Annotated in this window: 16 protein-coding genes and 1 pseudogene; 15 read left to right on the top strand and 2 right to left on the bottom strand. The window is 70.7% G+C overall.

From position 1 onward, the window contains the following. The first annotated feature begins 11 nt into the window (after nt 1-11). From OG385_RS05960 to OG385_RS05930, 7 genes and pseudogenes are all read left to right on the top strand, one after another. Nucleotides 12-1,259 (top strand): PotD/PotF family extracellular solute-binding protein, encoded by a 1,248-nt coding sequence (locus OG385_RS05960; protein ID WP_266852467.1) that lies wholly within the window; start codon nt 12-14, stop codon nt 1,257-1,259. Between the two features lie 84 nt (nt 1,260-1,343). After that, on the top strand, nt 1,344-2,498 hold the full coding sequence (locus tag OG385_RS05955) for an ABC transporter ATP-binding protein (RefSeq protein WP_266852465.1): 1,155 nt from the start codon (nt 1,344-1,346) through the stop codon (nt 2,496-2,498). Next, entirely contained in the window at nt 2,495-3,427 is a 933-nt protein-coding gene (locus OG385_RS05950; protein ID WP_266852463.1) for an ABC transporter permease, read from the top strand. Before OG385_RS05955 ends, OG385_RS05950 begins: the two co-directional genes overlap by 4 nt. Continuing rightward, nucleotides 3,427-4,236: an ABC transporter permease gene (locus tag OG385_RS05945; RefSeq protein WP_266852461.1), complete on the top strand. Its 810-nt coding sequence runs from the start codon at nt 3,427-3,429 to the stop codon at nt 4,234-4,236. Before OG385_RS05950 ends, OG385_RS05945 begins: the two co-directional genes overlap by 1 nt. Before the next feature lie 91 nt (nt 4,237-4,327). Next, the gene (locus OG385_RS05940; protein WP_266852459.1) at nt 4,328-5,746 is read left to right on the top strand and encodes an FAD-binding oxidoreductase; all 1,419 of its coding nucleotides are present in this window, start codon (nt 4,328-4,330) and stop codon (nt 5,744-5,746) included. 148 nt (nt 5,747-5,894) lie between these two features. Next, nucleotides 5,895-6,362, top strand: a complete 468-nt coding sequence (locus tag OG385_RS05935) for a hypothetical protein (protein ID WP_266852457.1) — start codon at nt 5,895-5,897, stop codon at nt 6,360-6,362. A 212-nt stretch (nt 6,363-6,574) separates the two neighbouring features. Continuing rightward, nucleotides 6,575-7,594 (top strand): annotated as a pseudogene (locus tag OG385_RS05930) (chitinase); the annotation flags it as partial. Here OG385_RS05930 and OG385_RS05925 read toward each other — a convergent pair. Then, on the bottom strand, nt 7,545-8,126 hold the full coding sequence (locus OG385_RS05925; RefSeq protein WP_323183636.1) for a phosphatase PAP2 family protein: 582 nt from the start codon (nt 8,124-8,126) through the stop codon (nt 7,545-7,547). The pseudogene OG385_RS05930 and the gene OG385_RS05925 sit on opposite strands and share 50 nt — an antisense overlap. Nucleotides 8,127-8,468: 342 nt before the next feature. Further along, a complete protein-coding gene (gene gabT, locus OG385_RS05920) occupies nt 8,469-9,800 on the bottom strand; it encodes a 4-aminobutyrate--2-oxoglutarate transaminase (RefSeq protein WP_266852453.1) in 1,332 nt (443 codons plus the stop codon). 222 nt (nt 9,801-10,022) lie between these two features. Here gabT and OG385_RS05915 point away from each other — a divergent pair, with 222 nt between their 5' ends. From OG385_RS05915 to ispG, 8 genes are all read left to right on the top strand, one after another. After that, nucleotides 10,023-12,401 (top strand): ATP/GTP-binding protein, encoded by a 2,379-nt coding sequence (locus OG385_RS05915; RefSeq protein WP_266852451.1) that lies wholly within the window; start codon nt 10,023-10,025, stop codon nt 12,399-12,401. 103 nt (nt 12,402-12,504) lie between these two features. After that, nucleotides 12,505-14,100: a PucR family transcriptional regulator gene (locus OG385_RS05910; RefSeq protein ID WP_266852449.1), complete on the top strand. Its 1,596-nt coding sequence runs from the start codon at nt 12,505-12,507 to the stop codon at nt 14,098-14,100. A 263-nt stretch (nt 14,101-14,363) separates the two neighbouring features. Further along, the gene (locus OG385_RS05905; protein WP_266852447.1) at nt 14,364-15,809 is read left to right on the top strand and encodes an aldehyde dehydrogenase family protein; all 1,446 of its coding nucleotides are present in this window, start codon (nt 14,364-14,366) and stop codon (nt 15,807-15,809) included. A 238-nt stretch (nt 15,810-16,047) separates the two neighbouring features. After that, nucleotides 16,048-17,985, top strand: a complete 1,938-nt coding sequence (locus tag OG385_RS05900; protein WP_266852445.1) for an acyl-CoA dehydrogenase family protein — start codon at nt 16,048-16,050, stop codon at nt 17,983-17,985. 102 nt (nt 17,986-18,087) lie between these two features. Further along, entirely contained in the window at nt 18,088-19,350 is a 1,263-nt protein-coding gene (aroA, locus tag OG385_RS05895) for a 3-phosphoshikimate 1-carboxyvinyltransferase (RefSeq protein ID WP_266852443.1), read from the top strand. 106 nt (nt 19,351-19,456) lie between these two features. After that, entirely contained in the window at nt 19,457-20,716 is a 1,260-nt protein-coding gene (gene dxr / locus OG385_RS05890) for a 1-deoxy-D-xylulose-5-phosphate reductoisomerase (protein WP_266852441.1), read from the top strand. Further along, nucleotides 20,713-22,017: an RIP metalloprotease gene (locus OG385_RS05885; protein ID WP_266852439.1), complete on the top strand. Its 1,305-nt coding sequence runs from the start codon at nt 20,713-20,715 to the stop codon at nt 22,015-22,017. The genes dxr and OG385_RS05885 overlap by 4 nt, the downstream gene beginning before the upstream one ends. A 163-nt stretch (nt 22,018-22,180) precedes the next feature. Then, on the top strand, nt 22,181-23,335 hold the full coding sequence (gene ispG, locus OG385_RS05880) for a flavodoxin-dependent (E)-4-hydroxy-3-methylbut-2-enyl-diphosphate synthase (RefSeq protein WP_266852437.1): 1,155 nt from the start codon (nt 22,181-22,183) through the stop codon (nt 23,333-23,335). The last annotated feature ends 201 nt before the right edge of the window (nt 23,336-23,536 follow it).

Here is a 23,536-nt window from a genome sequence, read left to right as displayed (position 1 = left end):
GCACCGAGCCCATGGAGCAGTTCGAGCCAGACCGTCTCTCCCCGGCCCAGTTGGCCGCCGCGCGCCGCACCCTGGCCCGCGGCGGGGGGTCCGTCGCCCGCAGGTCGCTGCTGCGCGCCACCGGCGCCGGCGCTCTCACCCTCGGTGGCCTCGCCGCTCTCACCGGCTGCGGCATCCCCGCGGCCAAACGCGACGGCGGGGCCCCGGCCTCCACCGACCACTCGGCCAAGGAGAAGGTGATCAACTTCTCCAACTGGACCGAGTACGTGGACGTCTCCGACGACGGGAAGCACCGGCCCACCCTGGAGGCGTTCACCAAGCGCACCGGGATCAAGGTCAACTACACCGAGGACATCAACGACAACGTCGAGTTCTTCGGCAAGATCAAGCCACAGCTCGCGGCCGGCCAGGACACCGGACGGGACATCATCATCCTCACCGACTGGCTGGCCGCCAGGCTGATCCGGTTCGGCTGGGTGGAACGGCTCGACGCGTCGCTGCTCCCGCACGCGTACACGAACCTCTCGGAACAGTTCCGCAACCCCGACTGGGACCCCGGCCGCGTCTACTCGTACCCCTGGGCCGGTGTCCCCACCGTCATCGCCTACAACACGAAGGCGACCGGCGGCCGCAAGGTCGACTCCATCACCCAGCTCCTCGACGACCCCAAGCTCAAGGGGCGGGTGGGTTTCCTCTCGGAGATGCGTGACTCGGTCGGGATGACGCTGCTCGACATGGGCAAGGACCCGGCGAAGGTCACCGACGCCGACTTCGACGCCGCGATCGGCCGTCTCCAGAAGGGCGTCGACACCAAGCAGATACGCCGCTTCACCGGTAACGACTACATCAGCGACCTGGACAAGGGCGACATCGCGGCCTGTGTCGCCTGGGGCGGTGACATCACCCAGCTCCAGAACGACAATCCGCACGTCAAGTACGCGATCCCCGCAGCCGGTTACCTGACATCCAGCGACAACATGCTGGTTCCGGCCAAGGCCCGCCACACCTCCAACGCCGAGCGGCTGATGGACTACTACTACGAGCCCGCCGTCGCCGCCAAGCTCACCGCGTACACCAACTACCTCTCCCCGGTGGACGGTATCCGCCCGGAGCTCGCGAAGATCGACCCCAAGCTGGCGGCCAACCAGCTGATCCTCCCCGACAAGGCGATGGCCGCCCGGTCGCACGTCTTCCGCTCGCTCTCCAGCAAGGAGGACGCGGCGTACGAGGAGAAGTTCTCCCGGCTCATCGGGGCCTGACCCCGGCCCGCGCGACCACCCCCAGTTCTCCCTCTGTTCCCTCAGCTCTCCCTCTGTTCCCACGAACCCCCCGGGACCGTATCCATGACACAGACGAATGAAGGCGGCGACGTCCGCCTCGCCGGGATCAGCAAGACCTACGGGTCCTTCACCGCGGTGCACCCACTGGACCTGACCGTCCCGCAGGGCTCCTTCTTCGCGCTCCTCGGCGCCTCCGGCTGCGGGAAGACCACCACCCTGCGGATGATCGCCGGCCTGGAGGACCCGACCACCGGCACCGTCCGGCTCGGCGACCGGGACGTCACCGACCTGCCCCCGTACAAGCGCCCGGTCAACACAGTCTTCCAGTCGTACGCGCTCTTCCCGCACCTCGACGTGACCGAGAACATCGCCTTCGGGCTGCGCAGGCGCGGCATCAAGTCCGTCAAGAAGCAGGTCGGCGACATGCTCGACCTCGTCCAGCTCGGGGACTTCGCGCACCGCAAACCGCACCAGCTCTCCGGCGGCCAGCAGCAGCGCGTCGCCGTCGCACGGGCGCTCATCAACCACCCGCAGGTGCTGCTGCTCGACGAGCCGCTCGGCGCTCTCGACCTCAAGCTGCGCCGCCAGATGCAGCTGGAACTCAAGCGCATCCAGACCGAGGTCGGCATCACCTTCGTCCATGTCACCCACGACCAGGAGGAGGCCATGACCATGGCCGACACCGTCGCGGTGATGAACGGCGGCCGGGTCGAGCAACTGGGCGCCCCCGCCGAGCTGTACGAGAATCCGAACACCACCTTCGTCGCGAACTTCCTCGGCACCTCGAACCTCATCGAGGCCGAAGTCGCCGAGGCAGGGGCCGACATCACCGTCCTGGCGTCGGGGGCCGAGCTCCGGCTGCCCGCCGACCGGTGCAAGGCCGCCACCAGCGCCGGTGACAAGCTGCTCGTCGGGGTGCGGCCCGAGAAGATCGCCCTGGTGCACGCGGACGACGCGGCGGAGATAGCCGACGGCCGCAACCGCATCAGCGGACGCATAGCCGACTCCAGCTTCATCGGCGTCTCCACGCAGTACGTCATCGACAGCCCGGTCTGCCCCGGTCTTGAGGTCTACGTACAGAACGTCGAGCGCGACTCCCGTCTTTCGCCGGGCGCGGACGTCGTCCTGCACTGGAACCCCGGGCACTCCTTCGGCCTCGACGCCGACCAGGCGGTCGACGCCGGCAAGGCGGGCGCCGGTACGGAGGAGGCCGCGTGACCGTCACCGAGGCCCCGCTCGCCGAGGCCCCCGCGGAGGAGGCCGGCGCCGTACGCAAGCCCCCGGTCCGCAAGCGGCTCGTACCGTACTGGCTGCTGCTGCCCGGCATCATCTGGCTGGTGGTCTTCTTCGCGCTGCCGATGATCTACCAGGCGTCGACGTCGGTGCAGACCGGTTCGCTGGAGGACGGCTTCCAGGTCACCTGGCACTTCCAGACGTACTGGGACGCGCTGCACGAGTACTACCCGCAGTTCATCCGCTCCCTGCTGTACGCGGGCACGGCGACGATCCTCTGTCTGCTGCTCGGCTACCCGCTCTCGTACCTCATCGCCTTCAAGGCGGGCCGCTGGCGCAATGTGGTGCTGATCCTGGTCATCGCGCCGTTCTTCACCAGCTTCCTGATCCGCACGCTCGCCTGGAAGACGATCCTCGCCGACGGCGGCCCGGTCGTGGGCGTCCTGAACACCCTGCACATCCTCGATGTGACCAGCTGGCTCGGCTGGACCGACGGCAGCCGGGTGCTGGCCACCCCCATGGCAGTGGTCTGCGGACTCACCTACAACTTCCTGCCGTTCATGATCCTGCCGCTCTACACCTCGCTGGAGCGGATCGACGGGCGGCTGCACGAAGCAGCGGGCGACCTCTACGCCACCCCGGCCACCACCTTCCGCAAGGTGACCTTCCCGCTCTCCATGCCGGGCGTCGTCTCCGGCACCCTGCTCACCTTCATCCCGGCCGCCGGTGACTACGTCAACTCCGAACTGCTCGGCTCGACCGACACCAAGATGGTCGGCAGCGTCATCCAGTCGCAGTTCCTGCGGGTGCTCGACTATCCGACGGCGGCCGCGCTCTCCTTCATCCTCATGGCGATCGTGCTGATCATGGTCACCGTCTACATCCGCCGAGCCGGCACGGAGGACCTGGTCTGATGCTGAGGAACTCCACGCGGTGGCTGCGCCGCAATCTCATCACCGTCGCCGGGCTGATCACCCTCGCGTATCTGATCCTGCCCAACGTCGTCGTGATGGTCTTCTCCTTCAACAAGCCCAACGGGCGCTTCAACATCAGCTGGCAGCGGTTCTCGCTGGACGCCTGGAAGGACCCCTGCGGGGTCGCCGACATCTGCGGCTCGCTGAATCTCTCGCTGGAGATCGCCGTCTGGGCCACGATCGGCTCCACCGTGCTCGGCACGATGATCGCCTTCGCGCTGGTCCGCTACCGGTTCCGGGCGCGCGGCGCGATCAACTCGCTGATCTTCCTGCCGATGGCCATGCCCGAGGTCGTGATGGCCGCCTCGCTGCTCACCCTGTTCCTCAACATGGGTGCCCAGCTGGGCTTCTGGACCATCCTCATCGCGCACATCATGTTCTGCCTGAGCTTCGTGGTCACGGCCGTCAAGGCCCGGGTGATGTCCATGGACCCGCGGCTGGAAGAAGCCGCGCGCGACCTCTACGCGAGCCCGGTGCAGACCTTCCTGCGGGTCACCCTGCCGATCGTGTCACCCGGGATCGCGGCGGGCGCGCTGCTCGCCTTCTCGCTGTCCTTCGACGACTTCATCATCACCAACTTCAATGCGGGGTCGACCGTGACCTTCCCCATGTACGTCTGGGGATCGGCGCAGCGCGGTACCCCTGTACAGATCAACGTCATCGGCACGGCGATGTTCGTCATCGCGGTGCTGGTGGTACTCGGCGGCCAGCTCATCAGCAACCGCCGGAAGAACAGCACAGCGCACTGAACAGCACAGCGCACTGAACAGCACAACGCACTGAACAGCACAGCGTGCTGAGCAGGACCCGCACCGAGCAGGACCCGAAGGAGTGGAACCCATGGCCCCAGCTGCCATGACCCGTGCCCTTGCCGCATCGCTCGCCGACGCCGAGCCGGTGTCGTTCTGGCTGGAGGACCCCGGCAAGCCCGCCGTCCTGCCGGCCCTCACCGGGGACGTCAGCTGCGACCTCCTCGTCGTGGGGGGCGGCTACAGCGGTCTGTGGACCGCACTCCTCGCGAAGGAGCGCGACCCCGGCCTCGACGTGGTCCTCATCGAGGGCCACGAGGTGGGCTGGGCCGCCTCGGGCCGCAACGGCGGCTTCTGCGCCGCATCGCTGACCCACGGCCTGGCCAACGGTCTCGAACGCTGGCCCGGCGAGATCAAGCAGCTGGAGCAGCTGGGCGCACGCAACCTCGACGCCATCGAGGACGCCGTCGCCCGGTACGGGATCGACTGCGACTTCGAGCGCACCGGCGAGATCGATGTCGCCACCCGGCCGCACCAGGCCGACGAGCTGCGCGACTGGCACCGGGAGACCGCCGAACTCGGCTTCGAGGGACTGGAGTTCCTCGACCAGGACGCCCTGCGGGCCGAAGTGGACTCCCCGACCTTCCTCGCCGGGCTCTGGGACCGGCGCGGCGTCGCGATGCTGCATCCGGCCAAGCTGGCCTGGGGGCTCAAGCGGGCCTGCGTGGACCTCGGCGTCCGGATGTACGAGCGCACCCGAGGTCTCGACCTGGTGCGCTCAGGACCGGGGATGGCCGTCCGTACCCCGTACGGCAGGGTCTTCGCCGGGCAGGTGGCGCTGGGTACGAACATCTTCCCCTCGCTGGTCAAGCGGGTACGCCCGTACACCGTCCCGGTCTACGACTACGCGCTGATGACCGAGCCGCTCTCCGACGAGCAACTGGCGTCGATCGGCTGGCGGGGCAGGCAGGGGCTCGGCGACAGCGCCAACCAGTTCCACTACTTCCGGCTGACCGCCGACCACCGCATCCTGTGGGGCGGCTACGACGCGATCTATCCGTACGGCGGCAGGCTGAGCGCCGAACTCGACCAGCGCCCTGCCACCTATCTGACCCTCGCCGAGCACTTCTTCACCTGCTTCCCGCAGCTCGAAGGGGTCCGCTTCAGCCATGCGTGGGGCGGCGCGATCGACACCTGCTCGCGGTTCTCGGCCTTCTTCGGTACGGCGCACGGCGGCCGCGTCGCCTATGCGGCGGGCTTCACCGGTCTCGGTGTCGGAGCCACCCGGTTCGGCGGCGATGTGATGCTCGACCTCCTCTCGGGGGCCGAGACGGAGCGCACCCGTCTGGAGATGGTGCGGAGCAAGCCGCTGCCGTTCCCGCCCGAGCCGTTCGCCTGGGCGGGGATCGGGCTGACGAAGTGGTCGCTGGCGCGGGCTGACGAGAACGGCGGCCGGCGCAATCTCTGGCTCAAGTCGATGGACCGGCTCGGCCTCGGATTCGACTCCTGATCCGGCCGGTCCCACGGCCCCGGCCCGACCGCCCTGACTGTGACCCAGCTCACTGCCATTGGGTGCCCGAACCCGCGTAATGAAGTGCCCCGCCCCCGCTCTCTCCCCGTGCACGCAGGAAACCGCGTACACGAATGGAGGCCGGGCGATGGCTGGCTCGGGGGCAAGGACCGCAGTGGAGTGGCTCGCTTCGGTGGCGCCGGATCCCGGCGCGTGCCGGCGGGCGTGGGAGCGCGACCCGCACGGGGTGGCGCTCCTGCCTGCAGGGGTGCGCTGGGATGTGCTCATCGTTCCGGGGGAGCTGGGTTATCCGACCCTGGACGTGCTGTCCCGTCTCATCGACCGGCCGGGACCGGTGCTGGCGGATTTCGGGGAGTCCAGTATGGGCTTCTTCGTGCCGCCGGGAACGGCCGCGCGCTGGATCGGCACCGGCGTGCGGGGCGTCGGCAACGGCACCTGGATCGTGGTGCCGCAGCCCGGCCGGGCGTCCGGCGGGGTGCGCTGGCTCGTCCCGCCGGACGCCGAGGGGACGCTCACCGATCCGGCGCTGCTGGAGATGGCGATGCACGAGGCCGCCGCGCTCCGGGCGGGCGACATTGGTGACGGACTGGTCTGAACCACCGCCGGCGGGTGTGTGAAGCCTTGACAGTCCAATTGGTCTGGACCATGTTGGGCGCGCTTCGCACCTCAATCCCCCCATGTCCGGAGGCAGTTGTGAAACGCCCAAGACTCGGCTCAGCCATGCTCGCCACGGCCGCACTCGCGCTGAGCGCACTCGTCGGTACGGCGCAGACCTCCCAGGCCGCCGGCCCCGGAGTGGCGGCCGCCGGCCTGCCCGCGCACGCCCTGGTCGGCTATCTGCACTCCAGCTTCGCCAACGGTTCCGGCTACACGAAGCTGGCCGACGTACCCGACTCCTGGGATGTGATCGACCTGGCCTTCGGCGAGCCGACGTCCCCCACGTCCGGCGACATCCGCTTCAACCTGTGCCCGGTCAGTGAGTGTCCCGGTGTCGAGTCGGCCGACGAGTTCAAGGCCGAGATCAAGGCCAAACAGGCGGCCGGCAAGAAGGTGCTGATCTCCATCGGCGGCCAGAACGGCCAGGTGCAGCTCACCACCACGGCGGCCCGCGACGCCTTCGTCGCCTCCGTCTCCAAGATCATCGACGAGTACGGCCTGGACGGCCTGGACATCGACTTCGAGGGCCACTCGCTCTCCCTGGACACCGGCGACACGGACTTCCGGAACCCCACCACCCCGGTCGTCGTCAATCTGATCTCCGCGCTGAAGACGCTCAAGGCCAAGTACGGCGACACGTTCGTACTGACGATGGCGCCGGAGACCTTCTTCGTGCAGCTCGGGTACCAGTTCTACGGATCGGGCCCGTTCGGCGGCCAGGACCCGCGCGCCGGCGCCTATCTGCCGGTGATCAACGCCCTGCGCGACGACCTGACGCTGCTGCACGTCCAGGACTACAACTCGGGCCCGATCATGGGCCTCGACAACCAGTACCACACCATGGGCGGCGCCGATTTCCACATCGCCATGACGGACATGCTGCTCACCGGCTTCCCGGTCGCGGGCGACACCACCAAGATGTTCGCCCCGCTCCGACCCGACCAGGTGGCCATCGGCCTGCCGGCCTCGGTGAACGCGGGCAACGGCTTCACCTCGACCGCCGATGTGGACGCGGCGCTCAACTGTCTGACGAAGAAGACCGACTGCGGCTCCTACACCCCCCACGGCAGCTGGCCTGGCCTGCGCGGGCTGATGGCCTGGTCCGTCAACTGGGACCTGTTCAACAACCAGGAGTTCGCGAAGAACTTCGACGCATACAGCTGGCAGTGACCAGCAGCAGGGCCCCGCACAGCAGCCAGCTCGCCAGCACGTCGAGAGGCCAGTGGTAGCCGTGCAGGAGAAGACCGGTGCCCGTCGCCACCGTCAGGATTACGGCGACGGGCACCGGCCAGTTCCGCCGGACGTACGGCATGAGGAGCAGCGCGGCCCCTCCGTACGCCACCATCGCGGTGGCCGAGTGGCCCGAGGGGAAGTACCCGGTGGACGGGTCGAGCGGCCCCGACCGTGCCGTCCAGAGCTTCAGCGGTACCACCAGGGCCGGCACCGCGGCCATCGCCAGGGCGGCCACCAGGACGTCCCTTCTGCTGCCGCGCCACAGGGCATACGCCATCGCCAGCACCAGGACCGGCAGGGCCACCTCGGTGTTGCCCAGGTCGGAGAGTCCGCCGCTGAGCCACCCGGGGCCCGTGCCGACGATGTGGTGGTCGACGCGCACATCCAGCCGCAGCAACGGCCCGCGGGCCATGACCTGCCAGGTGATGAGTGCGAAGAGGAGAACGCAGCCGAGTGCGGAGAACAGCACGCGTCGCAGCCGGGAGAGAGTAGCCGGCCGCCCGGGAACAGGGGGGGTAGTTCCGGGGCGGCCGCCTGGACCGGTGTGCCGCGCGCCCCGGGGGGTGTGGGGCGGGCGGCCATCCGATCGGTGAGGAGACCCGGAGCCCGAAGCTCCGGTGGTGTGCGCGAAGGCACAACCAGGCGCGAGCTGGGGAGGCCCTTGCCTGGGATCGCTCACAGTCATCCGTGAGCGAGGTGTTTCTCTCATCTGTCAGAACCGTACGGCAGGGAAAAGGGGGCCGACAGCTGGAATCGCATCCCGCCATCGCCCCCCCACACGTTCTTCACATGCCCCGACCGTTACTGGAGGTCACACGCCCGCGAAGGCCTGCTCCAGCAGGTCCAGGCCCTCGTTCAGCAGGTCCTCGCCGATGACCAGCGGGGGCAGGAAACGCAGCACGTTGCCGTAGGTGCCGCAGGTCAGGACCAGCAGACCCACCGCGTGGCAAGCCTTGGCCAGAGCGGCGGTCGCCTCCGGGTTGGGGTCCTTCGTGCCCGACTTGACCAGCTCGACCGCGATCATCGCGCCACGGCCCCGGATGTCGCCGACGATGTCGTACTTCTCCTGGACGGCCGTCAGCCGTGCCTTCATGATCTCCTCGATGCGCCGGGCCTTCGCGTTGAGGTCCAGCTCCTTCATCGTCTCGATCGAGCCGAGCGCGCCGGCGCAGGCGACCGGGTTGCCGCCGTACGTACCGCCGAGGCCGCCGGAGTGCGCGGCGTCCATGATCTCGGCGCGGCCGGTCACCGCGGAGAGCGGCAGACCGCCCGCGATGCCCTTGGCGGTGGTGATCAGGTCGGGGACGATGCCCTCGTCCTCACACGCGAACCACTGGCCGGTGCGGCAGAAGCCGGACTGGATCTCGTCCGCCACGAAGACGATGCCGTTGTCCTTGGCGAACTGCGCGACGGCGGGCAGGAAGCCCTTGGCGGGCTCGATGAAGCCGCCCTCGCCGAGGACCGGCTCGATGATGATCGCGGCGACGTTGTCCGCGCCGATCTGCTTGTTGATCATGTCGATGGCCTGGGCGGAGGCCTCGGCACCGGCGTTCTCCGGGCCGCTCGGCCAGCGGTAGCCGTACGCCACGGGCACCCGGTAGACCTCGGGCGCGAACGGGCCGAAGCCGTTCTTGTACGGCATGTTCTTCGAGGTCAGCGCCATCGTGAGGTTGGTGCGGCCGTGGTAGCCGTGGTCGAAGACCACGACTGCCTGGCGCTTGGTGTACGCACGGGCGATCTTCACGGCGTTCTCGACGGCCTCGGCGCCGGAGTTGAAGAGCGCCGACTTCTTGGCGTGGTCGCCAGGCGTCAGCTCGGCGAGCGCCTCACAGACCTCGACGTACCCCTCGTACGGGGTCACCATGAAACAGCTGTGGGTGAACTCGGCGAGCTGCGCGGACGCCCGGCGCACGACGGCCTCGGCGGACGCGCCCACGGAGGTCACGGCGATGCCGGAACCGAAGTCGATGAGTCGGTTGCCGTCGACGTCCTCGATGATGCCGCCGCCCGCGCGGGTCGTGAAGACCGGCAGCACGGAGCCGACACCCGCGGCGACCGTCGCATTGCGACGGGCCTGCAGCTCCTGCGACTTCGGGCCGGGGATGGCGGTGACGACGCGGCGCTCCTGCGGAACAGCGGTCATGGGGGACTCCTGTGGGACGAAATCGGACGCTTCCTCTCAAGCAGGCTAGGGGTGCGTCCCGGAGGGCGGCATGCTCCGTTCGGTAGTGGTCCGGGTGTGTCGTTGTCCGCGACGGACATAGCAGCGTGATGACACCCGGTAGCGGGCACGTGGCACTAGATTGAGGCGCGATATCGAGGCGCACCGCACAGGGCAGACCTGGCTGGTCAGGGGGCAGGGGTCATGGACACCGAAGGTACGTACGACGCACGCGGCACCCGGGGGGCCGGTCCCGTGCCGCGCCCTGCCGGGCCGCCGGCCGTCCCGCCACCGCCCAGCTACGCACCTGCGACAGGACCGGTGCTCACCGACTGGCTGGCGGCCCCGCGCCACCGGGAAGGGCCGGGCGTCTGGGCGTACGGCCATGTCGAGCGCCCCCCGGAGTCCCAGCACGTACCCGGCCGCACGCTGCTCAGCGGGGCGGTCATCTCGCTGCTCGCCTGCATCCTGGTCTGGTCGCTCTGGAACAACGGCTACATCCCCTACTGGCGCGTCCCGCTGGAGCTGTTCACACCGGGGGACTGGTGGAGCCGCCAGCGGATGGGCGAACCGGCTCCGCAGGGCGCCGAGAACGCGCTGAGGGTCTACCGCTTTCTGATCGCGTGTGTGCTCCTCTACGGCTTCGGTCGGCTCGGGAACTGGCACGGGGCCTTCGAGCGCGCCGTCGAGGGTCGCGGCCCGCGTGCCCGTGCGACGGCCGCCGCCGCCCTCGCCCTCCTCGTCTGCATTCTCGTCTGGACGGACACTCTGCCCGGGCTCACCATGATCGTCTGGCTGCTCCCGCAGTCCTGGCTGGCCGGTGGCGGCGACCGCTTCGCGGCGGCCGCCATGCAGTACACGCTGTACGGACTGATCACCCTGGCCGTCGTCTGGCCGTTCGCCCGGCTCGGCCGCTGGCGCACCCTGCTGCGCCCGGGACAGCTGCCGCAGCAGCGCACACCGCAGGAGCACGCGCCGGCGGACACCGGTCGGACAGCGGCCCAGGACCCCTCGGCCCCCGCGCTCGCCGACTGGCCCGAGCTGCGTGCCCAGGGGCTGACCGAACTCGCCGACCGGCTCTCCGACGAGGTGCGCTCCGGGCGGATGAACGACGTCGACTACACCCGGGTCCGGCGCGCCTGGCGCTCGGTCCAGGCCGACCCGGGCCGGCTCGGGTCCTTCACCGAAGCGGTGCGCCGGAGCGGCGCCGCCGCGTGCGTGCACCCCTCGGGCGCCCGCGACCTGCCGGTGCGCGCGGCCCGGCACGACCTGTTCGTGCGCCAGGTCAGGCTCGGCACGGTCGACCCCGGCGAGCGCAACCCGTACGCCAGGCGCGGCAGCGGTCTCGCGCTCGAACCGGAACTGCTCGGCACCTCGCTGCTGGCCGTCGGCCCGCCCGGCGCGGGCAAGACCCGCGACCTGGTGCGGCCCGTGGTGGAGTCCCTCGCCCTCCAGGCACTCGCGGGCCAGGCCGCCGTCATCGCGGTGGCGGCGGCCGGCACCCAGCTCGGTCCCGACGACGCGTACGACGTCGTGGTCAAACCCGGCGACCCCTCGTCCGTCCATGACTTCGACCTCTACGGCGGTGCGACCGACCCCGACGAGGCCGCCGCCGTACTCGCCGAGGCGTTCACCGGCGACCTCCCCGAGGTCGACAGCCGGCGCGCGGCCACCGCGCTCGCCCAGCTGCTCGGCCCCTACCTGGCGGCCCACGGCCGCTTCCCGTCGGTGCCCGACCTGCGGGAACTCCTCGACGGGGTGCCGGCCGCGCTGGCCACCCTGCGCGAGGCGCTCGACGCGGGCGGCCACTTCGGCCTGCAGCGCGAACTCGACGCCCGCGCACGGCAGTCGGGGACGCCCGGTGACCCGGGCCCGGCGCTCGCCGACCGCGTCGCCTCCCTCGACCGGCCCGCCTTCGCCGGGTTCTTCAACACCTCGGGCACGTCCCGGCCCTTCTCGCTGCGCTCGCTCGAACACCCCGTACGGGTCCGGATCGACCTCCCGGAACGGGCGCACGCGGAGGCGTCCCGGGTCCTCGCCCGGCTCGTCCTCGCCCAGTTCACCGCGAGCGCGGCGGCCCGCGCCGACCGCTCGCTCTTCGCCTGCCTCGTCCTCGACGACGCCACCCGCACCGTCACGGCGGACTCGGTCCGCTCCATCCAGCGGCTGCGCTCCGCGCACGCCGGAGCCGTCCTCGCCCTGCGCAGCCTGAGCGACGTCCCGGACGACCTGCACACCGCGCTGCTCGGCGCGGTCGGCTGCCGGATGGCGTTCTCCGGGGTGACCACCTGGGAGGGCAGGTCCTTCGCCGAGGCCTGGGGCACCGAATGGGTGGAGACCAGGGACGTCACCCAGCGCACGGTCTTCGCCGACCAGCCGCTGACCCGGGCGATCCACTCCTTCCGCAAACTCGTCACAGGAAAGGCGGTGACGACGGACGCGGTCACCGTACGGAGGGTCGAACGGGAGCGCTGGTCGGCCTCCGACCTGGCCCATTCGGTGCCCGCGGGCCACGCGGTGCTCTCGCTGAGGACGGTGCGCGGCGAGCACGCGCCGCCCCTTCTGGTGGATCTGCGGGGCTGATCCGGCGCGGGGACCCGTACGCCCTGGCAGAATTGGTGTAGCCGTTCATACGGGGCGGCGTAGTTCTCACTCATTCTTCAGCCGAAGGTCCTACGGTCCCCCCATGCCGCCCACCCTTGCCTCGCTCGTCCACCACTCCACGCTCAAGCTCACCGTGCGTGCGGGGGAGGGCCATCTTGAGACGCCGGTGCGCTGGGCCCACGTCAGCGAATTGGCCGACCCTGTCCCGTACATGGAGGGCGGCGAGCTCCTCCTCATCACCGCGATGACGCTGGACACCGGGGACCAGGAGGCGATGCGGCGGTACGTGCGGCGGCTCGCCAAGGCCGGAGTCGTCGGGCTCGGGTTCGCCGTCGGCGTCCACTACGAGGACATCCCGCCCCTGCTGGTCGCCGCTGCCGAGGAGGAGGGCCTGCCGCTCCTGGAGGTGCCCCGGCGCACGCCGTTCCTGGCCATCAGCAAGGCGGTGTCGGCCGCCATCGCCGCCGACCAGTACCGCTCGGTCACCGCGGGCTTCGAGGCCCAGCGCGAGCTGACCCGGGCCGCGCTGAGCGGCGACGGCCCCGGTGACCTGCTGGTGCGGCTCGCGTCGCACGTCAACGGCTGGGCCGCCCTGTACGACGCGGCCGGCACCGTCGTGGCCGTCGCCCCCGAGTGGGCCGCCCGCCGCGCCGCACGGCTCACATCGGACGTCGCCAGGCTCGGCGAGCGCCCGGCGCCCGCGAGCGCCGTCGTCGGCGGTTCCGACGACCGCGTGGAACTCCAGTCCCTCGGCACCGGCCGCCGCCCGCACGGCGCGCTGGCCGTCGGCACGGGCGCCCCGCTGGGCACCGCCGAGCGGTACGCGGTGCACTCGGCCATCGCCCTGCTCACCCTGACCACCGAACGTTCCCGGTCCCTGCGGGCGGCCGAGGACCGGCTGGGCGCGGCCGTGCTGCGGATGCTGCTCGCCGGGGAGCCCGACCACGCGCGCACGGTCGCGGGGGACCTCTACAACGGTCTGCTCGACGCCCCGTACCGGCTGCTCATCGCCGAGGGCACGTCCGGCGCGCTCCAGGAACTGGCCGAGTCGCTGGAGGCCGGTGCCTCCCGCGCGGGCGAGATGGTGCTCGTCGTGCCCGAGGGTGAGCGTCTCGTCGTGCTCGCCACCGACGGCGGGGCCGCGGTCACGGCCTGCACGGCCTACGCCCAGCGGATCGAAGCCGGCCAGGCCCAGGCGGAGGCCCTGCACCCCGCGGGCGCCGCGGGCGCCGCGGGCTCCGCGGCCGACGACGACCAGGTCGTCATCGGCCAGTCCGCCCCGGCCGGCACGATCGCCGCCGCCTCCGCGTACCGCCAGGCCGAACAGGCGCTGTCGGTCGCCCGCCGGCGCGGCCGGGTCCTGGTCGAACACGAGGAACTGGCCACCGGATCCGTGGTGCCGCTGCTCGCCGACGACGCGGTACGGGCCTTCGCCGACGGGATGCTGCGCCCGCTGCACGAGCACGACGCGACCGGCCGCGGCGACCTCGTGGCGTCCCTGCGCGCCTGGCTCGCGCACCACGGCCAGTGGGACGCGGCCGCCGCGGACCTGGGGGTGCACCGGCACACGCTGCGGTACCGGATGCGGCGGGTGGAGGAGATCCTGGGGCGGTCGCTGGACGATCCGGACGTACGGATGGAGCTCTGGCTGGCGCTGAAGGCCACGAGCATGCCCTGAGACGGGCGGCCGGGCCGGCGCACGGGCTTGCCGGACGGGCGGCTGGACCGGCTCCCGGCTCCCGGCGCGCGCTGTCGCGGTACGGGGGCGGCTCCCGGAGCGCGCCCTGTCGTGCGCCGGGGCGCCGCCCGGAACGCGCCGCCCAGCCCCACGACATTCCGGCACACCGGAGGCCGGCAGTACTCCACGCCGGACAAACACAGCGCCGCCCCCGCACCCCTACCGTGGGGACACCAACCAACACCACGGAAGGGCCGGAACACATGACCTCCACCCACGCCTTCTGGCTCGCCGGCCGCCAGGCCACCGGCGATGACACCTTCGATGTCACCTCCCCCTGGGACGGCCGGCACGTCGGTACGGTCGCCGTCCCGACCGACGCCCAGGTCGAGGAGGCCGTCGCCGCCGCGCACGCCGTCCGGGACGAGTTCGCCGCGACGCCCGCCCACGTCCGCGCCGCCGCCCTGGACCACGTCTCCCGCCGCCTGGTCGAGCGCACGGAGGAGATCGCCCAGCTGATCACCGCCGAGAACGGCAAGCCCATCAAGTGGGCCCGCGGCGAAGTCGGCCGCGCCGTATCGGTGTTCCGGTTCGCCGCCGAGGAGGCCCGCCGCTACAACGGCGGCGAGGCGCAGCGCCTCGACACCGACGCGGGCGGCGCCGGCCGCCTCGCGCTGACGCGCCGCTTCCCGCGCGGCGCGGTCCTGGGTGTCGCGCCGTTCAACTTCCCGCTGAACCTCTGCGCCCACAAGATCGCCCCCGCCATCGCGGTCGGCGCGCCGATCATCCTCAAGCCCGCCCCGGCGACCCCGCTCTCGGGTCTCATCCTCGGCGAGCTGCTGGCCGAGACCGAGCTGCCCGCGGGCTCCTGGTCGGTCCTGCCGGTCGCCAACGACAAGATGCCCGCCCTCGTCCAGGACGAGCGGCTCCCGGTCATCTCCTTCACCGGCTCCGACAAGGTCGGCTTCGCGATCATGGACTCGGTCCCGCGCAAGCACATCACCCTGGAGCTCGGCGGGAACGGCGCTGCCGTGGTCCTGGCCGACTACGCGTCCGAGAAGGACCTCGACTGGGCCGCCGCGCGCATCGCGACCTTCTCGAACTACCAGGGCGGCCAGTCCTGCATCTCGGTCCAGCGGGTGATCGCCGACGCCTCGGTGTACGACCGGCTCGTCCCGAAGATCGTCGACGCCGTCGCCCAGCAGGCCACCGGCGACCCTGCCGACGCGGCCACCGACGTCGGCCCGCTGGTCAGCGAGGACGCGGCCAGGCGGGTCGAGTCCTGGGTCGACGAGGCGGTACAGGCGGGCGCCAAGCTGCTCGCGGGCGGCTCCAGGGACGGCGCCAGCTATGCGCCGACCGTGCTCGCCGACGTGCCCGCGGACACCACGGTCGCCTGCGAGGAGATCTTCGGCCCGGTCCTGACGCTCACCAGGGTCGAGGGCGAGGCGGAGGCGTTCGCCGCCGTCAACGACTCGAAGTACGGCCTGCAGGCCGGCGTGTTCACGCACGACGTGCAGACGGCGTTCCGCGCCCACAGCGCTCTGGAGGTCGGCGGTGTGATCGTCGGCGACGTGCCCTCGTACCGCGCGGACCAGATGCCGTACGGCGGCGCCAAGCAGTCCGGCGTCGGCCGTGAGGGCGTGCGCTTCGCGATGGAGGACTACACCTACGAGCGGGTCATGGTCTTCACGGGCCTCGCCCTCTGAACGGGCCTCGCCCTCTGAACCGGGCGGACTGATCCGGATCGGCCCACGGAGCTGATCCGGACCGGCGGAACCGATCCGACCCGATCGGACGCACTCGCCCCCGGCCGGCCACCCCTCACGCACGCGAGGGGTGGCCGTGGTGCGGGTAATGGGGTACACACGGAGAGTAGCGACGACTAGCACCGCCTCGTTGCGGGCAGGTGTGTCCACCCGACATCCGCGGTGAGGAGTACCCCTCATGACCGCACCACTCGACAAGCCCAGGGTCACCGAGCGCGAGGCGCGCCAGGTCGCCGAGGCCGCCCGTGAACAGGACTGGCGGAAACCGAGCTTCGCCAAGGAGCTGTTCCTCGGCCGCTTCCGGCTCGATCTGATCCATCCGCATCCCCTGCCCGACGCCGAGGACGCCCGGCGCGGCGAGGCATTCCTCGCGAAGCTGCGCGCCTTCTGCGAGACCGGGATCGACGGCGCGCTGATCGAGCGCGAGGCCCGGATCCCCGACGAGACGGTCAACGGGCTCAAGGAACTCGGCGCGCTCGGCATGAAGATCGACACCAGGTACGGCGGCCTCGGCCTCACCCAGGTGTACTACAACAGGGCGCTCTCGCTTGTCGGTTCGGCCAGCCCGGCCGTCGGCGCGCTGCTCTCGGCCCACCAGTCGATCGGGGTCCCGCAGCCGCTGAAGCAGTTCGGCACCCAGGAGCAGAAGGACACCTTCCTGCCCCGGCTGGCCCGCACCGACATCTCGGCCTTCCTGCTCACCGAGCCGGACGTCGGCTCCGACCCTGCCCGGCTGGCCACATCGGCGGTCCGGGACGGTGACTCGTACGTCCTCGACGGCGTGAAGCTCTGGACGACCAACGGCGTCGTCGCGGACCTGCTCGTCGTGATGGCGCGGGTGCCCAGGACGGCGGAGAGCAAGGGCGGCATCACCGCCTTCATCGTCGAGGCCGACTCGCCGGGCATCACCGTCGAGAACCGCAACGCCTTCATGGGGCTGCGCGGCCTGGAGAACGGGGTCACCCGCTTCCACCAGGTCCGCGTCCCGGCAGCGAACCGGATCGGACCCGAGGGCGCCGGCCTCAAGATCGCCCTCACCACCCTCAACACCGGCCGGCTCTCGCTGCCCGCGATGTGTGTCGGCGCCGGCAAGTGGTGTCTGAAAATCGCCCGCGAGTGGTCGTCCGAGCGGGAGCAGTGGGGCAGGCCCGTCGGCCGCCACGAAGCCGTCGGCGCCAAGATCTCCTTCATCGCCGCGACCACCTTCGCGCTCGAAGCGGTCGTGGACCTCTCGTCCCAGATGGCCGACGAGGACCGCAACGACATCCGGATCGAGGCGGCGCTCGCCAAGCTGTACGGGTCCGAGATGGGCTGGCTGATCGCCGACGAACTCGTCCAGATCCGCGGCGGCCGCGGCTTCGAGACGGCCGACTCCCTGGCGGCCCGCGGCGAACGGCCGGTGCCCGCCGAGCAGATGCTCAGGGACATGCGCATCAACCGGATCTTCGAGGGCTCGACGGAGATCATGCACCTGCTGATCGCCCGGGAGGCCGTCGACGCCCATCTCTCCGTCGCCGGCGGTCTGATCGACCCCGACACCACCCTGCAGGACAAGGCGAAGGCGGGTGCGCAGGCCACCGCGTTCTACGCCCGCTGGCTGCCGAAGCTCGTCGCCGGCCCCGGGCAACTGCCCGGCAGCTACGCGGCGTTCCATCCGTACGGGCACCCTGACCTCTCCGCCCAGCTGCGGTACGTCGAGCGCTCCGCCCGGAAGCTGGCCCGCTCGACCTTCTACGCCATGTCGCGCTGGCAGGGGAAGATGGAGACGAAGCAGGGATTCCTGGGCCGCATCGTCGACATCGGCGCCGAGCTCTTCGCGATGAGCGCCGCGTGCGTACGCGCCGAACTGCTGCGCTCGTCGGACGACCACGGCCGGGAGGCGTACCAACTGGCCGACGCCTTCTGCCGGCAGGCCCGTATCCGCGTCGACGAGCTCTTCGGCCGGCTCTGGGTGAACACCGACGAACTGGACCGCAAGGTCGTGTCCGGTGTCCTCTCCGGGACGTACACCTGGCTGGAACAGGGCATCGTCGACGCCTCGGGCGAAGGGCCCTGGATCGCCGACGCGGCCCCGGGACCCTCCACCGCGGACAACGTCCACCGCCGCATTCGCTGAACCGGGCGGCACACCGCGCCGTGAGCGGCGCCGGGGGCGGTCCACGGCCGGATCGTGGACCGCCCCCACCCCGGTCACGTGCGCACGGCAGAATGTCCGCACGTGACCGTGACCCAGATCCCCGGCTCCAAGTCCGTGACCGCCCGCGCCCTGTTCCTGGCCGCCGCGGCCGACGGCACCACCACGCTCCTGCGCCCCCTCGTCTCCGACGACACCGAGGGGTTCGCCGAGGGCCTGACCCGGCTCGGATACGCGGTGGAGCGCGGTCCGGACGCCTGGCGCGTCGAGGGCCGCCCGGCCGGGCCCGGAGCCGCCGACGCCGATGTCTACTGCCGGGACGGTGCCACCACGGCCCGCTTCCTGCCCGCCCTCGCCGCCGCCGGCCGGGGGCACATATCCGGCCCTTCGGGCACAGGGGGAGGCACGTACCGCTTCGACGCGTCGGAACAGATGCGCCGCCGCCCGCTCGCCCCGCTCACCCGCGCACTCCAGGAGCTGGGCGTCGACCTCCGCCACGACGGGGCGGCGGGCCACCACCCGCTGCGGATCGTGGCCCGCGGCATCGAGGGCGGCGAACTGACCCTGGACGCGGGCCAGTCGTCGCAGTACCTCACCGCGCTGCTGATGCTCGGCCCGCTCACCCGGACGGGGCTGCGCATCACCGTCACGGACCTCGTCTCCGCCCCGTACATCGACATCACGCTCGCGATGATGCGTGACTTCGGCGTCACGGTGGCCCGGGAGGGAAACGTGTTTACGGTGCCGGCCGGCGGCTACCGCGCCACCGAGTACGCCATCGAGCCCGACGCCTCCACAGCCAGCTACGTCTTCGCCGCGGCCGCCGTCACCGGACACACGGTGACCGTGCCCGGCCTCGGCGCGGGCGCGCTCCAGGGCGATCTGCGCTTCGTCGAGGTGCTCGGCCGGATGGGCGCCGACGTCCGTACGACCGCGAGCGGCACCACGGTCACCGGGCCCGGCACGCTCGGCGGGCTCACCGTGAACATGCGTGACATCTCCGACACCATGCCGACCCTGGCCGCGATCGCCCCCTACGCGTCCGGGCCGGTCCGGATCGAGGACGTCGGCAACACCCGGGTGAAGGAGTGCGACCGGCTGGAGGCGTGCGCGGAGAACCTCCGCGCGCTCGGCATCGAGGCCGCCACCGGACCCGACTGGATCGAGATCCGGCCGGGCGCGCCGCGGCCCGCCCGGATCCGTACGCACGGCGACCACCGCATCGTGATGTCGTTCGCGGTCACCGGCCTGCGCACGCCCGGCATCACCTTCGACGACCCCGGCTGTGTACGGAAGACCTTCCCCGGCTTCCACGAGGCCTTCGCGGAGCTGCGGCGCTCCTGGTGAAGCGCCCGCGCCGCGGCGGAGGGGTACCGACGGCCCGACCGCCCGGACAACTCCCGCGCGCCAGAACCGGGGCTCACTGTCCTGACGCCCGCCTTATGCGGCAACAATGGGGGGCATGAGCGACAGCCCTGCCATCCTCGCCGACCCGCACATCGTCTTCGACCCCGTCGAAGGACGCCGGGACATCGTCGTCCTCGGCTCGACCGGGTCCATCGGCACCCAGGCCATCGACCTGGTGCTGCGCAACCCCGACCGCTTCCGGGTGACGGCGCTCTCCGCCGCCGGCGGGCGGGTCGCCCTGCTCGCCGAGCAGGCGCGCCGGCTCGGTGTCCGCACCGTCGCTGTCGCCCGGGCGGACGCCGTGCCCGCGCTGCGTGAGGCGCTGGGCGCGCAGTACGGCACGGAGCCGCTCCCGGAGATCCTGGCGGGGCCCGAGGCCGCGAGCGAACTCGCCGCGTCCGACTGCCACACCGTGCTCAACGGCATCACCGGCTCGATCGGCCTCGCGCCCACCCTCGCGGCCCTGACCGCGGGCCGCACGCTGGCTCTCGCCAACAAGGAGTCGCTGATCGTCGGCGGCCCGCTGGTGAAGGCGCTGGCGAAGCCCGGCCAGATCATCCCGGTCGACTCCGAGCACGCCGCGCTCTTCCAGGCGCTGGCGTCCGGCAAGCGCGCCGATGTGCGCAAGCTGATCGTCACCGCGTCCGGCGGACCCTTCAGGGGCCGGACCAGGGCCGAGCTGGCGGACGTCACACCCGACGCGGCGCTGGCCCACCCGACCTGGGCCATGGGGCCCGTCATCACGGTGAACTCGGCGACCCTGGTCAACAAGGGCCTTGAGGTCATCGAGGCGCATCTGCTGTACGACGTCCCGTTCGACCGCATCGAGGTCGTCGTGCACCCCCAGTCGTACGTCCACTCCATGGTCGAGTTCACCGACGGCTCGACGCTCGCGCAGGCCACACCGCCCGACATGAGCGGCCCGATCGCCGTCGGTATCGGCTGGCCGCAGCGGATCCCGGACGCCGCTCCCGCCTTCGATTGGACGAAGGCGTCCAGCTGGGAGTTCTTCCCGCTGGACACCGAGGCCTTCCCGTCCGTCGGACTTGCCCGGCACGTCGGAGCCCTGGGCGGCACGGCCCCCGCGGTCTTCAACGCGGCGAACGAGGAGTGCGTCGACGCCTTCCTGGCCGGAAAGCTGCCCTTCAACGGGATTATGGATACGGTCACGGCAGTCGTGGCCGAGCATGGCGAGCCCCGTACGGGAACTTCTCTGACGGTCGCGGACGTCCTGCAAGCGGAGACCTGGGCACGCGCCCGGGCCCGTGAACTCGCCCAGAAGGCCACAGCGGAGGCTCGCGCATGACCACGATCGTGTTGACGGTCATCGGGATCGTCATCTTTGTCTTCGGGCTGCTCTTCTCCATCGCCTGGCACGAGCTGGGCCACCTCTCGACGGCGAAGCTGTTCGGTATCCGCGTCCCGCAGTACATGGTCGGATTCGGCCCGACCATCTGGTCGCGGAAGAAGGGCGACACGGAGTACGGCTTCAAGGCGATCCCGGCGGGCGGCTACATCCGCATGATCGGCATGTTCCCGCCGGGACCCGACGGCAGGATCGAGTCCCGGTCCACCTCCCCCTGGCGCTCCATGGTCGAGGACGCGCGGTCCGCGGCCTTCGAGGAGCTGGAGGAGGGCGACGAGGAGCGGCTGTTCTACACCCGCAAGCCGTGGAAGCGCATGATCGTGATGTTCGCGGGCCCCTTCATGAATCTGATCCTCGCGGTCGTGATCTTCATGGGCGTCGCGATGTCCTTCGGCTTCGAGACGCAGACCACGCAGGTGGCCGGCGTGCAGAAGTGCGTCATCTCGCAGAGCGAGAAGCGCCAGACCTGCGAGAAGGGCGACCCGGTCTCGCCCGCCAGGGCGGCGGGCCTGAAGGAGGGCGACAAGATCGTCGCCTTCGACGGTGCGAAGGTCTCCACCTGGGCCCAGCTGTCCGACCACATCCGCGACACCATCGGCCCGGCCACCATCACCGTCGTACGCGACGGCAAGCAGCAGACACTGCACGCCAAGCTCGCCAAGAACATGGTGGCCCGCAAGGACTCGAACGGGGACGTCGTCCCCGACAAGTACGTACCGGCCGGCTACCTCGGCTTCGCCGCGCAGACCGAGATCAAGCCGCTGTCCTTCGGCGCGTCGGTGGGCCGGATGGGCGACATGGTGGGCAACGGCGTCGACTCGATCGTCGCCCTGCCGTCCAAGATCCCGGATCTCTGGAACGCGGCCTTCGACGGGGGTCAGCGCAAGGCCGACTCACCGGTCGGCGTGGTCGGCGCGGCCCGGATCGGCGGCGAGGTCATGACGCTGCACGTGCCCGCGCAGAACCAGCTGGCGATGATGCTGTTCCTGCTGGCCGGCTTCAACCTCTCGCTCTTCCTCTTCAACATGCTGCCGCTGCTGCCGCTGGACGGCGGGCACATCGCGGGGGCCCTGTGGGAGGCGCTGCGGCGCAATCTGGCCAAGGTCTTCAAGCGGCCCGACCCGGGCCCGTTCGATGTCGCGAAGCTGATGCCCGTCGCGTACGTCGTCGCCGGGGTCTTCGTCTGCTTCACGCTGCTCGTGCTGGTGGCCGACATCGTCAACCCGGTCAAAATCACCTGAGAACAGCCGGAAAACAGCGGCCGCGCACCCTTGGTGTGCGGCCGCTCACCTTTGGGTGGTTTATGAGCGCGGATGTTCGTGTGCCGCCCCGGGTGACGTAATCTCGGTGGCCGAAGCCCGTAGATTCCGGGACCTCGATCCACACCTTGGGGATGCACTGCGCATGACTGCGATTTCTCTCGGAATGCCGGACGTTCCGACCAAGCTCGCCGACCGGAGGATCAGCCGCAAGATTCAGGTCGGCACGGTGGCCGTCGGAGGAGACGCACCCGTCTCCGTGCAGTCGATGACCACGACGCGGACCTCCGACATCGGGGCGACGCTTCAGCAGATCGCGGAGCTGACAGCTTCCGGCTGCCAGATCGTGCGGGTGGCGTGCCCGACGCAGGACGACGCGGACGCGCTGGCGACCATCGCGAAGAAGTCGCAGATCCCGGTCATCGCCGATATCCACTTCCAGCCGAAGTACGTCTTCGCGGCGATCGACGCCGGCTGCGCCGCGGTGCGGGTGAACCCGGGCAACATCAAGCAGTTCGACGACAAGGTGAAGGAGATCGCGCTCGCGGCCTCCGACGCCGGGACGCCGATCCGGATCGGCGTGAACGCGGGCTCGCTGGACGCGCGGCTGCTGAAGAAGTACGGCAAGGCGACGCCCGAGGCGCTCGTCGAGTCGGCGCTGTGGGAGGCCTCGCTCTTCGAGGAGCACGGTTTCCGCGACATCAAGATCTCGGTGAAGCACAACGACCCGGTGGTCATGGTCAACGCCTACCGGCAGCTGGCCGCACAGTCCGACTACCCGCTCCACCTCGGTGTGACCGAGGCGGGCCCGGCCTTCCAGGGGACCATCAAGTCCGCCGTGGCCTTCGGCGCGCTGCTCAGTGAGGGCATCGGCGACACCATCCGGGTCTCGCTCTCGGCGCCGCCCGCCGAGGAGGTCAAGGTCGGCATCCAGATCCTTGAGTCGCTCAACCTCAGGCAGCGCCGCCTGGAGATCGTCTCCTGCCCCTCCTGCGGCCGGGCCCAGGTCGATGTGTACAAGCTGGCCGACCAGGTGTCCGCCGGACTCGAAGGCATGGAGGTCCCGCTGCGCGTCGCCGTGATGGGCTGTGTCGTCAACGGTCCGGGCGAGGCGCGCGAAGCCGATCTGGGTGTGGCGTCCGGCAACGGCAAGGGCCAGATCTTCGTGAAGGGCGAGGTCATCAAGACCGTCCCGGAGTCGAAGATCGTCGAGACCCTCATCGAGGAGGCCATGAAGATCGCCGAGCAGATGGAACGCGACGGCATCGCCTCCGGCGAGCCCGCGGTCTCCGTCAGCTGAAAGCTCTCCCGGCTGAGCCGCTCATGAGCTGAACCACCATGTCGGCCGAACCGCTCCGGCGGCGCGCGGGACAGGACCCTCCGCAGGCAGGGCCTCTCCCGCGCGAGCGGTGCTGCGATCCATCTCCGGGTACAGTTCGGAGACCAGCAGATAGCCATACCGTGTGACTACGCCCCGATGGGCTTCTCGCGGTGACGCGAC

Source organism: Streptomyces sp. NBC_01306, from assembly GCF_026340465.1.
Taxonomy (GTDB): Bacteria; Actinomycetota; Actinomycetes; order Streptomycetales; family Streptomycetaceae; genus Streptomyces.
This window is presented reverse-complemented; position numbering and strand designations above follow the sequence as displayed.

Excerpts from the sequence above, each read along its gene's own strand:
- OG385_RS05915 (WP_266852451.1), top strand. The coding sequence starts at position 10,023 with ATGGACACCGAAGGTACGTACGACGCACGCGGCACCCGGGGGGCCGGT.
- OG385_RS05885 (WP_266852439.1), top strand. The coding sequence starts at position 20,713 with ATGACCACGATCGTGTTGACGGTCATCGGGATCGTCATCTTTGTCTTC.
- OG385_RS05960 (WP_266852467.1), top strand. The coding sequence starts at position 12 with ATGGAGCAGTTCGAGCCAGACCGTCTCTCCCCGGCCCAGTTGGCCGCC.
- ispG (WP_266852437.1), top strand. The coding sequence starts at position 22,181 with ATGACTGCGATTTCTCTCGGAATGCCGGACGTTCCGACCAAGCTCGCC.
- OG385_RS05905 (WP_266852447.1), top strand. The coding sequence starts at position 14,364 with ATGACCTCCACCCACGCCTTCTGGCTCGCCGGCCGCCAGGCCACCGGC.
- OG385_RS05945 (WP_266852461.1), top strand. The coding sequence starts at position 3,427 with ATGCTGAGGAACTCCACGCGGTGGCTGCGCCGCAATCTCATCACCGTC.
- OG385_RS05940 (WP_266852459.1), top strand. The coding sequence starts at position 4,328 with ATGGCCCCAGCTGCCATGACCCGTGCCCTTGCCGCATCGCTCGCCGAC.
- OG385_RS05955 (WP_266852465.1), top strand. The coding sequence starts at position 1,344 with ATGACACAGACGAATGAAGGCGGCGACGTCCGCCTCGCCGGGATCAGC.
- OG385_RS05900 (WP_266852445.1), top strand. The coding sequence starts at position 16,048 with ATGACCGCACCACTCGACAAGCCCAGGGTCACCGAGCGCGAGGCGCGC.
- OG385_RS05910 (WP_266852449.1), top strand. The coding sequence starts at position 12,505 with ATGCCGCCCACCCTTGCCTCGCTCGTCCACCACTCCACGCTCAAGCTC.
- gabT (WP_266852453.1), bottom strand. The coding sequence starts at position 9,800 with ATGACCGCTGTTCCGCAGGAGCGCCGCGTCGTCACCGCCATCCCCGGC.
- dxr (WP_266852441.1), top strand. The coding sequence starts at position 19,457 with ATGGGGGGCATGAGCGACAGCCCTGCCATCCTCGCCGACCCGCACATC.
- OG385_RS05935 (WP_266852457.1), top strand. The coding sequence starts at position 5,895 with ATGGCTGGCTCGGGGGCAAGGACCGCAGTGGAGTGGCTCGCTTCGGTG.